General features: G+C 43.9%; 9 protein-coding genes and 1 rRNA gene (1 of these 10 cut by a window edge). All 10 read right to left on the reverse strand.

From position 1 onward, the window contains the following. Nucleotides 1-1,376 (reverse strand): 16S ribosomal RNA (locus tag PO771_RS16155); it reaches 162 nt to the left of the window's first position. Nucleotides 1,377-1,823: 447 nt separating this feature from the next. Continuing rightward, the gene (locus PO771_RS16160) at nucleotides 1,824-2,684 is read right to left on the reverse strand and encodes a nucleotidyltransferase-like protein (protein WP_272560672.1); all 861 of its coding nucleotides are present in this window, start codon (nucleotides 2,682-2,684) and stop codon (nucleotides 1,824-1,826) included. 356 nt (nucleotides 2,685-3,040) lie between these two features. Then, nucleotides 3,041-3,781: an ABC transporter permease gene (locus PO771_RS16165; protein ID WP_272560673.1), complete on the reverse strand. Its 741-nt coding sequence runs from the start codon at nucleotides 3,779-3,781 to the stop codon at nucleotides 3,041-3,043. A gap of 12 nt (nucleotides 3,782-3,793) precedes the next feature. Then, nucleotides 3,794-4,531: an ABC transporter permease gene (locus tag PO771_RS16170; protein ID WP_272560674.1), complete on the reverse strand. Its 738-nt coding sequence runs from the start codon at nucleotides 4,529-4,531 to the stop codon at nucleotides 3,794-3,796. Beyond that, nucleotides 4,528-5,439, reverse strand: coding sequence for an ABC transporter ATP-binding protein (locus PO771_RS16175; protein ID WP_272560675.1), 912 nt, complete (start codon nucleotides 5,437-5,439; stop codon nucleotides 4,528-4,530). Before PO771_RS16175 ends, PO771_RS16170 begins: the two co-directional genes overlap by 4 nt. 145 nt (nucleotides 5,440-5,584) lie before the next feature. Next, nucleotides 5,585-6,502 carry a DUF3600 domain-containing protein gene (locus tag PO771_RS16180; protein ID WP_272560676.1) on the reverse strand — a complete coding sequence of 306 codons (918 nt, stop codon included), beginning with the start codon at nucleotides 6,500-6,502 and terminating at the stop codon, nucleotides 5,585-5,587. Next, nucleotides 6,492-7,085 (reverse strand): sigma-70 family RNA polymerase sigma factor, encoded by a 594-nt coding sequence (locus PO771_RS16185; protein ID WP_272560677.1) that lies wholly within the window; start codon nucleotides 7,083-7,085, stop codon nucleotides 6,492-6,494. Before PO771_RS16185 ends, PO771_RS16180 begins: the two co-directional genes overlap by 11 nt. A 118-nt stretch (nucleotides 7,086-7,203) precedes the next feature. After that, the gene (locus PO771_RS16190) at nucleotides 7,204-8,628 is read right to left on the reverse strand and encodes a HAMP domain-containing sensor histidine kinase (RefSeq protein ID WP_272560678.1); all 1,425 of its coding nucleotides are present in this window, start codon (nucleotides 8,626-8,628) and stop codon (nucleotides 7,204-7,206) included. Next, entirely contained in the window at nucleotides 8,625-9,344 is a 720-nt protein-coding gene (locus tag PO771_RS16195) for a response regulator transcription factor (protein ID WP_272560679.1), read from the reverse strand. The genes PO771_RS16190 and PO771_RS16195 overlap by 4 nt, the downstream gene beginning before the upstream one ends. Nucleotides 9,345-9,514: 170 nt before the next feature. Continuing rightward, entirely contained in the window at nucleotides 9,515-9,946 is a 432-nt protein-coding gene (locus PO771_RS16200; RefSeq protein ID WP_272560680.1) for a Fur family transcriptional regulator, read from the reverse strand. Nucleotides 9,947-10,000: the final 54 nt, after the last annotated feature.

Here is a 10,000-nt window from a genome sequence, read left to right on the forward strand (position 1 = left end):
ACGTATTCACCGCGGCATGCTGATCCGCGATTACTAGCGATTCCGGCTTCATGCAGGCGAGTTGCAGCCTGCAATCCGAACTGAGAATGGTTTTCAGGGATTTGCTCACTCTCGCGAGTTGGCGGCCCGTTGTTCCATCCATTGTAGCACGTGTGTAGCCCAGGACATAAGGGGCATGATGATTTGACGTCATCCCCACCTTCCTCCGTCTTGTCGACGGCAGTCTCCCTAGAGTGCCCAACTAAATGCTGGCAACTAAGGACAAGGGTTGCGCTCGTTGCGGGACTTAACCCAACATCTCACGACACGAGCTGACGACAACCATGCACCACCTGTCACCTCTGCCCCGAAGGGAGCCTCTATCTCTAGAGATTTCAGAGGGATGTCAAGCCCTGGTAAGGTTCTTCGCGTTGCTTCGAATTAAACCACATGCTCCACCGCTTGTGCGGGTCCCCGTCAATTCCTTTGAGTTTCAGCCTTGCGGCCGTACTCCCCAGGCGGAGTGCTTATTGCGTTAGCTGCGGCACTGAGGATTGGAGTCCCCAACACCTAGCACTCATCGTTTACGGCGTGGACTACCAGGGTATCTAATCCTGTTTGCTCCCCACGCTTTCGCGCCTCAGCGTCAGTTACAGGCCAGAGAGCCGCCTTCGCCACGGGTGTTCCTCCACATCTCTACGCATTTCACCGCTACACGTGGAATTCCGCTCTCCTCTCCTGCACTCAAGTCTCCCAGTTTTAGGTGGCCCTCCACGGTTGAGCCGTGGGCTTTCACACCTAACTTAGAAAACCGCCTGCGCGCGCTTTACGCCCAATAATTCCGGACAACGCTTGCCCCCTACGTATTACCGCGGCTGCTGGCACGTAGTTAGCCGGGGCTTTCTCGTAAGGTACCGTCAGACCGGGAGGTCATCCCGGCGGTTCGTCCCTTACAACAGAACTTTACGATCCGAAAACCTTCTTCGTTCACGCGGCGTTGCTCCGTCAGACTTTCGTCCATTGCGGAAGATTCCCTACTGCTGCCTCCCGTAGGAGTCTGGGCCGTGTCTCAGTCCCAGTGTGGCCGATCACCCTCTCAGGTCGGCTACGCATCGTCGCCTTGGTAGGCCTCTACCCCACCAACTAGCTAATGCGCCGCAGGCCCATCCGACAGTGACTCATGGTCTTTCCCAGCAAGGAGATGCCTCCTTGCTGCCTATCAGGTATTAGCACCGGTTTCCCGGAGTTATCCCTGTCTGTCGGGCAGGTTGCCTACGTGTTACTCACCCGTCCGCCGCTAACATCAGGAGTGCAAGCACTCCATCTGTCCGCTCGACTTGCATGTATTAGGCACGCCGCCAGCGTTCGTCCTGAGCCAGGATCAAACTCTCCAATAAAGTTGAAAAGATGATTCGCTGAGCTCGAAAGCTAGCTTATAATTAAATCGAAATTGATTGAACTCGCACACTCGAGTTTCACTGTTCAGTTTTCAAGGAACTTCGTTGTCATCCGCTTCATCTCAGCGGCGACTTTTATATCTTATCAAACTAACTTTATTTTTGCAAGCTTTTTTTAAAAGTTTCTTTGTTTTTATTCGTGAGTCGCTTTTTTTCACAGCGACAAAAACTAATTTATCACATATGTTCAATGAAAGTCAATATGATAAACAAAATTCATTAAAATATTCTTCTCAAAGCTGATCTGCAAAAAATTATATAAATCACCTTTGATATTTTGATATTTTGGGTAGTAGTTGTGAGAGAAAGAAAGTTCCCAATTTTTCTCGTTCATCGCCTACCTCAAGCTATCAAACCATGTCGATACATCAAATTAAAAGTATGTAACTACGAGATGCTGTATTTTCTTTCAATGCCATATTCAGTTAGAACCTGCACTTCTTTTAATAATGAACGCTTTACAAGTTTTTCAAGAAGGAGAATAAGTGCTGTCTGTTCCCCTTGAAAATCAGGATGATTGAGAATTTCATTAACCGACCAAGCTTCGCTTCGACTTTCAATAATCATCAGCAAAAACTCACTGTACTCCTTTATTTTTGAAACCATAGAAAATTCACTTGCTAACAAAAGAAGTTCTAATCGCTTCTCTAGTGGATCGCTGGTCGTAACTAACTCTTCATAAAGCTTGTATATAGCATAATCAATACTTTGAACTTGCTTCCATACAATCGTCTCCGGAATTTGACCTTCTTGGATAATAGAAAGTCTGGCCCAGTGATGCAAGGCACGAATCATGCTGCCATATGCATCCAGAAAATGTCCGCTCTCCACATATTCCTTCGCCTCAAGATATTGTCGTAAAAAGTACGTAAACTCAATACAAATTTTTCGTTTTTGAAAATCTGAAGGGTGTGCGTGGAACTTCTCACGAATACTTTTAATCAAGCAGTCGTGATCATAAACTATTTCTCCTTGCAGCACCCACTGTACAAAGCGGCGTTGAGACCGCTGCTGAATAATATGTACAAAATAGTCCTTGTCCATCCACCGAACCTGTATGTTTGATTGCTTATACAGTATGTTTTTTATGATTATCTCATTGTGAAAACCATCGACTACAACTACATAGAGTTCATCAAAACCATCGGTAAATACGCTTTGCTTACTATGTGGGACAACACGAACAATAGATTTCACCGATTCGCTTCCTTCTTTTCCCGGCAACGTAGACATAAGAATATTTTTCATATATTTACCAAAACTCCTCTCTTACCGCTTTTTAGTCCTCTTGCTTACTATAATTTTTTTCTACATCACTAAATAAATACCATTATATCATTGACATAGTGTTAATATAAAATTATTATAAGAATGTACATTTCTTTTACTCTTCCTGAGGTACTAACTATATCCTTCTTTGCCCCTTCAACGTATATTGAAGGGGCTTTTTTTTGAAATCATTCCATGCCGGTGCTGGAATCTATACGTTGAACATATCCTCCATTGTACCTGACCTTTCAATGAGAAAACAGTCGTACAAGCGAATCATGTCAAAAACTATAAATCTAAAAAGGAGACACACACCCTTCTGCGTCTCCTTTTCTTCAAACCATATCTCGTTTTTTAAACTCAAAAAGCCCGCAAAAAATAACAAGTAAAAAAATCACAATTGCCAATCCGTACATCATCATCCCTTTATCAAATTGCCCCATCCCCGGACCAAAAAGCGTCATCACCGGATACGTCCAAGGATAAAAAATCCAGAGATGTTCCGAATTCGCCGCAAAAATTGTTGGCGCTGCGAATGCTGTGCCAAGCGCTAACGGAATCCCGATATGCGAAAATCGGAAACTCAGCACAAACTGAATCGCAATCATCGGCAGTGCAGCAATAAAAGCAAGCAAGCCCCTTCCTAACAACAAGTCGTACGGAACACTCCCTTTCGCGTGGGCAAGCACTCCACCCACTATTGTTCCGCCTCCTAATACCACCAAATTCAGGAGTACGAGCATACAACCAACAATCAGTTTTCCCAAATATACCTGGCTTCGTGACACCGGCAGACTAAGCAAGTGCTTCCACCCATTCTGACTATGTTCTACCCGCGCCAACAGTGCCAGTATAATCGTAATCACAAGCGGCAGCAGCATAGAAGGATAGAAAACTACACATTGCTCATATAAAATCTCCCATTCTGTCCGCTTGCTTGCCGCAAACATCGTATCCCGATAACGTAAAAAGTTCGCCACGCCCTGCACAACCAAAAACAACGGTACAAGCACAGCCACCCACACCATCCCTGAACGCCGCAGTTTAAGAAACTCAGCAGCCAACAATTGTTTCATCCTCTTCTCTCCTTACACAATGTCCCGTTTCTGAAATTCCCACATCCCCAGAAAAAGCAATACCGCGCCGCCGATCATTCCTCCTAATACGGGTCGATTATGCGCTACATCTTCAAAAGGAATGGAATATAAAATTGCCACATGGGGGAAAAAACTAAGCATTTCCGATTGAGCCAGAAACATCACACATATACTCAACGCAACTCCAATCGCAATGGGAATCATCACATTTTTAAAACGTGAGCTTAACCAGTGCTGAAATCCAACGATCCCAAGGACACCCAGTGCTTGATAACCTGCATAACGCCCATAAAGCAGCAAATTAAATGGTTCAGGAAAATGTAGCACCTTTCCCACCACAAATAATCCGACATTCAATACAAAAATTGCGAAATACGTAAACAGCAAAATCACCAACCACTTTGCCACATACACCTTCCACCGCTTCACAGGCAGACTAAGCAAATGCTTCCACCCATTCTCACTGAACTCTCGGTAATGCACAATAGCGGCAAGCAACGTGATCCCCATCGGACAAAAGGTCGCCCACATATACATCATCTCCTGAATCAGGACACCCCAGGAATCCAGTCCAGCCTTTTGTCCACGTCCCATTAAATAATCGTAGCGAAATCCCACATCAAGAAGCATCATCACCGCTACCATCAGTGGCGCCCCAATTGCCAACCACCATATGATTCCTTTTTTCTGCTTGTATAACTCCGCTTTTACCAGTATCAGCGCACTCATATGCTCTCCACCCCGCTAGTCAAAGACAGGAAGATATCTTCAAGCGATTCTCTTTCCTCGCTTACATGCCAAATATCATGCCCGCGTATCACAAGCTCGCGATTAATTTCAGCCGCTCTACTTTTATCTGTGTCTACATACAACATAGCTTCTTTTCTTTCTACGCGATATCCCGCTTCCAACAGCCATTGTCCGGCTTCATGCGGCCGATTCGTTTCGATCCGCAGCCTTGGCACACTTCTGGCCTGCAGTTCCGCAAGCTCACCTTGAAATAGCAAATGACCTCGGTTAATAATTCCCACTCGATCCGCCATCAATTCCACTTCACGCAGAATGTGGCTAGAGACAAGCACGGTGATCCCCATCTTTTCAGGTAAGTTCACGATCAGATCACGAATCTCATGAATCCCGGCCGGGTCCAGTCCGTTCGTTGGTTCATCAAGAATCAACAGCTCCGGTTGACCAAGCAAAGCCTGGGCAATTCCAAGGCGCTGCTTCATGCCAAGCGAATAGTTTTTTACTTTTTTATTCTTCCATTCCGTCAAACGGACGATCTCTAATACACGTGCAATGTCCTTGTTGTCTGCACCAAGCAGCTTCCGGGTCACCTCAAGATTCTCGTATCCGGTCAAGTGGCCATAATACGAAGGGGATTCTACGAGCGAACCCACTTTACGTGCAATCTCCAAGCGGTTCTGCGGCAGGGATTTCCCAAAAATCCGTACCTCTCCTTTTGTAGGTGTAATAAGCCCAAGCAGCATGCGAATGGTTGTCGTTTTTCCTGCCCCATTCGGACCAAGAAAACCGTATACCTCTCCTTTTTTAACCTGTAATGATAAATCATGAACAGGTGTAAATTGCTTAAATTTCTTTGTTACATGTTCTGTTTCAATCACCAGCGTACTCATCAGATTTCTCCTTCCTGTTTTCGCTGGTTTCAGTGTACCTTTCCTTCCTTAAGGCTGGTTTGTGCTCTCCTTAATTGCTCCTTAATTTTCCTGACATAAAAAAAGAGCCTACGCGGCATACGTAAGCTCTTTTCTCGATCTTCTCTTATGGCTGAATCATCGATAACGCAACTTTCTCCAATTCTTCTTTGCTAATCATGCCTGACACATGAATGCCGTACATGCTGTGATTGCCCTGCTTCGGAATGACTACAAACAACGTCTTTTCTTTATCTTTGCCCACTCCAAACAAAGCACGGTACCCGTTCAATGTATATTCTTCTGTTTTGGCATACTCACTCGGCAGCCCTAGCTGCTCAGCATCTTGCATTTCATTCTCAAAAATGCTTAATCCTACACCTTCCTTTTCATAGTACATATTAATAGTTGGCTTCTCATTCTTGTCCTTTACACTCGCGGCACCGACTGCATTCGACAACTTATATCCCTGCGGAACGTAAGTAGGGGTATGGACAGGAAATTCCAGCAGTTTCTGTGACTCTTCCAATGTTAGCAGCCGTAAATCTTGCTGAGCCGGGTCCACCTGCATCATTTTCTCTGAATAAGGGGCAAGTTCTTTCTCCAATTGTTCATACCTCTCCCGCTCCGCTGCACTTAACTGATTGGGATCCAGTTTCCCACTCCCTTCGATCATCTTCTTATGATAGTGTGCCACTTCACGCAACAAGCGTTCCATCTGCTCGTATTCCTGTTGATTCAACACTTTTTTCGCTTCTTTCAGCTTCTCTTCAATCTGTTCATACTCTGCGCTTGTACCACCTTGAGAAAGAAAATTCGCCTTTGACTCAAAGATATGATCAGCCAAATACGAATACCCTGCAAATCCCGCCGTTGGAACCATAATCCCTATCGCTATCATCACAGCCATGACACGCTTTTTCATCGGCACATCCCTCTTTTTATATGGAATATTTTTCAGCACATTCTGCTTCATCTTTTCGTTATCCATCATCTGATCGACTTCTACTCGCAACGCTTGTTGAATCTGCTTTTCAAACTCCATGGCGCTCCCCTGCCTCTCCGAAGAAATGTGTAGCATTCGTTTGTTTTTTTCTTAGTTTTTGTAGTGCAGAATGAATTCTCGATTTAACCGTACCGACAGGGATGCCTAGAATGTGGGCAATTTCATCCTGCGAATACTCATGAAGATAGCGAAGGACAATGACCTGCTTATACTTATAAGGTAACTCTTGAATCTGCTCGATCCACTGCTGGTGTTCTAGCTTATCTGCTATAGCATTCGCCACATCCGGCTCCACTTCCACTGATGTATATCGCTGCTTTTTCTCCAGTAAGCGAAATAACCGCCATGTTTTACGCCGATAATTATGAACCTGCCGCACCGCAATTCCAGTTACCCATGAACGAAAAGAACGCGTGGAATCAAATTTCGCCAGCGATCGATACACTTCAATATAGATTTCCTGCACAACATCTTCCATCACAGTGCGATCCTCTAATAAGAAGCGAACGGTTCCCATTACATCACGGATGGTTCGGTCATAAAGCTGACTAAACGCAGTTTTGTCTCCCGTAAGCGACTGATGAATCAGTACATTAACTTCTTCTTCGTTTGTCTCTCTCACCTTTCCCTCTCCTCTTTTTGCTTTATTCACTTGATATTGGCTGGAATTTGATTTTGCGTTCATTTTTTTGTTTATAAATACATGAAAAGCCTGACCTATTTTTCTATAGAGCAATAGGTCAGGCTTTTGTATTTTTCGTACTATCGGTTATCTTTAAAAATGAGACATATATATTCGTTCCTTTTCCCACCTGACTCATCACGTCAATTTTCCCCTGATGTGCTTCGATAATCTGTTTGGCGATTGCCATCCCAAGTCCTGATCCCTGATGCTGCTCATTCGTACTTGTCCCTCGGTAATAACGGGTAAACAAACTCTCTACATCCTCGGCCGTCATGCCTTTTCCGTTATCTTCAACTTCTATGCCTATCTTTTCCTTCTGCTCGGTGATACGAATCACAATACGTGTGTCCGGTGAATTATGAATCACTGCATTATAGATCAGATTCGTAAATGCCCTCGTCAAAAAACGCGGATCAAATGTAAACCCGACATATTCGGTATCCGTCATAAATTCAATTTCCCGCTCCGCATACCGGGGGGTGTTTAATACATCAATGACGACTTCGCGTACGACATCAACGATATTTCCTTCTTTTTTCTGAAGTGGAAGCACATTATTTTTTAATTGGTATGTAAGACGTAAATCATCAAGCAGCTTTTCCATGTACTGTGTTTTTCCGAGAATGATATCCACGTATTTTTGTCGTTCGTCAGGCGTGATCTCATAATCTGGATTAGCTAGTACTTCGCTGTACCCTTTGATCGAAGCAAGCGGTGTCTTAATATCATGTGAAAGATTTGTCACCCATTCTTCTCGCATCTTCTCTAGTCTTGCACGCTGCCGTTCATTCTCCTGAAGCGCATCCGATAGCTGATTTAAGCTTTGATAGACATCGCGATATAACCCTTTGGGCTGATACCTTACTTCATACTGTCCGCGTGCGAGCACCTGAATCCCCTGAATGATGGTAACGAGTGGACGCGTTAGTTTTCGACTAGAAAAATAGCCAATCGTCAGTACCATCAGCAGCGTAAGCCCTAAAACAGCAAGAATGCCTTCTTTCCAAAAACCAGAAATTTTAGCCGGACTGAAGTATACGGTATATTTGGCAATTTTCTCATAAGAAAAACCAATCACATAGCTCCACTTCACTCCATTTTGTTTCACCCAGCTTACGTATATACTCGTCCCCTCAATAGAGCCATCATATCTGTGATAATGTACAATTTCTCCCGGTGTATAATGAACAGGCACAGAAGCAGGCTTGTTCAGACTGTATACTTCCGTTCCATAAGGATCGAGGATCTGAATCCAGGCTTTTTCCTTCTTCAACAGTGTTTGTCCTTGCGGTACCACCATCGGCTTTCCATTAGCAAATGCAATATAGCGTTGAAACTCGCGCACAGATTTTTCAGACACAAGCTTCGGATCGCCGTCTGCTGATAAAAAATAAAAAGCGGCCGCCAAATTAATAAATGTAAATGCGACCGTCATCAGCGCGAGGGGCACAAGAAACAGGCTAATCATTTTCCATTTCATTCACCCGCTCTCCCGCTTCGTAATTTATACCCAAGTCCGCGCACCGTTACAATATAAACCGGTTCAGATGGATTATCCTCCAATTTCTCACGTAAATGCCGGATATGAACCATAATCGTATTGTCATATCCTAAATATTCTTCTTCCCATACGGCTTCGTATAACCTGCTTTTGCTAAAAATCTGATTTGGATGACGAGCAAGAAAGCTCAGCAGTTGATATTCTTTCGCGGTCAGCACGACCCGTTTACCTGCTTTCCGAACTTCACCGCACTTCTCATCCACTTCAATATCCCCAAAGGTATACGACACTTCTTGCTGCTGAAAATGCTGATGTCTACGAAAGTATGCTTTCATTTTATACGCTACTTCTTTCGGACTGAACGGCTTCGTCATATAATCATCCCCACCGATCCCTATCCCCAATATTTTATCTGTATCTTCATTTTTCGCAGACAGAAAAAAAATCGGTGCAATCGTCATTTCACGTAAACGGCGACACACTTCAAACCCATCCATATCCGGCAGCATAATATCAAGCACAATGTGATCCGGTTGTTCCACTCGACACAATTCAATCCCTTGTTGACCGGTAGATGCTTTATAAATCAAAGAGAATCCTTCTTTTTTTAACACTGTTTCTAACAATTGCAATATATCTTCTTCATCATCAATTAACAAAATTTTTTTCATCGAAATGTCCGGCATCGCCAACATGTTGTCACCTCATTCTGTCCATACAGAGTATAAAGTCCTCTGATATTATAGCATGTATTGGAAAATCGCTAACTTAAGTCCTCCTTAAATTTCGAGTCCCTCCTCATCAAGGCAAAAAAAACACCCTCCCCATAAAGAGACGATGTTTACCCTGCGTACGAGTTCCAGGTTTAGTTCTTAATTTGACAGCACGAGCATATACCGTATACTTCCATGCGATGTGTTTCTATTTGAAATCCTGTACTAATAGCTGCCTGCTCTTCTACCTCATACAAAGACGGATAATGAAAGTCTTCGACTGACCCACATTTAACACAAACTGCATGATAGTGTTCAAGCATATTGGCATCAAATCTACTTGAATTATCTCCATAAGTAAGTTCACGAACGAGGCCAGCTTCCTTAAATGTACGTAAGTTATTATATACTGTTGCAATACTCATGTTTGGGAACTTTCCCTCTAGCGATTTATATATTTCATCAACTGTGGGATGAGACATTGTTTCCAGCAAATATGTTAAAATTGCATGACGTTGCGGAGTCATCCGCACCCCGGCATCCCTAAGCTTTGTGAGTGCCTCTTGCAAAGCGGTAGCGGACATAGTCAGTACCTCTTTCCGAACCAAGAATGATTCTCGTTTTAAATAATTTATTAA

Source organism: Aneurinibacillus uraniidurans, from assembly GCF_028471905.1.
GTDB classification, from domain to species: Bacteria; Bacillota; Bacilli; order Aneurinibacillales; family Aneurinibacillaceae; genus Aneurinibacillus; species Aneurinibacillus uraniidurans.

Coding starts and splice junctions, on each gene's coding strand:
- PO771_RS16160 (WP_272560672.1), bottom strand. CDS start 2,684: ATGAAAAATATTCTTATGTCTACGTTGCCGGGAAAAGAAGGAAGCGAA.
- PO771_RS16165 (WP_272560673.1), bottom strand. CDS start 3,781: ATGAAACAATTGTTGGCTGCTGAGTTTCTTAAACTGCGGCGTTCAGGG.
- PO771_RS16170 (WP_272560674.1), bottom strand. CDS start 4,531: ATGAGTGCGCTGATACTGGTAAAAGCGGAGTTATACAAGCAGAAAAAA.
- PO771_RS16175 (WP_272560675.1), bottom strand. CDS start 5,439: ATGAGTACGCTGGTGATTGAAACAGAACATGTAACAAAGAAATTTAAG.
- PO771_RS16180 (WP_272560676.1), bottom strand. CDS start 6,502: ATGGAGTTTGAAAAGCAGATTCAACAAGCGTTGCGAGTAGAAGTCGAT.
- PO771_RS16190 (WP_272560678.1), bottom strand. CDS start 8,628: ATGAAATGGAAAATGATTAGCCTGTTTCTTGTGCCCCTCGCGCTGATG.
- PO771_RS16195 (WP_272560679.1), bottom strand. CDS start 9,344: ATGTTGGCGATGCCGGACATTTCGATGAAAAAAATTTTGTTAATTGAT.
- PO771_RS16200 (WP_272560680.1), bottom strand. CDS start 9,946: ATGTCCGCTACCGCTTTGCAAGAGGCACTCACAAAGCTTAGGGATGCC.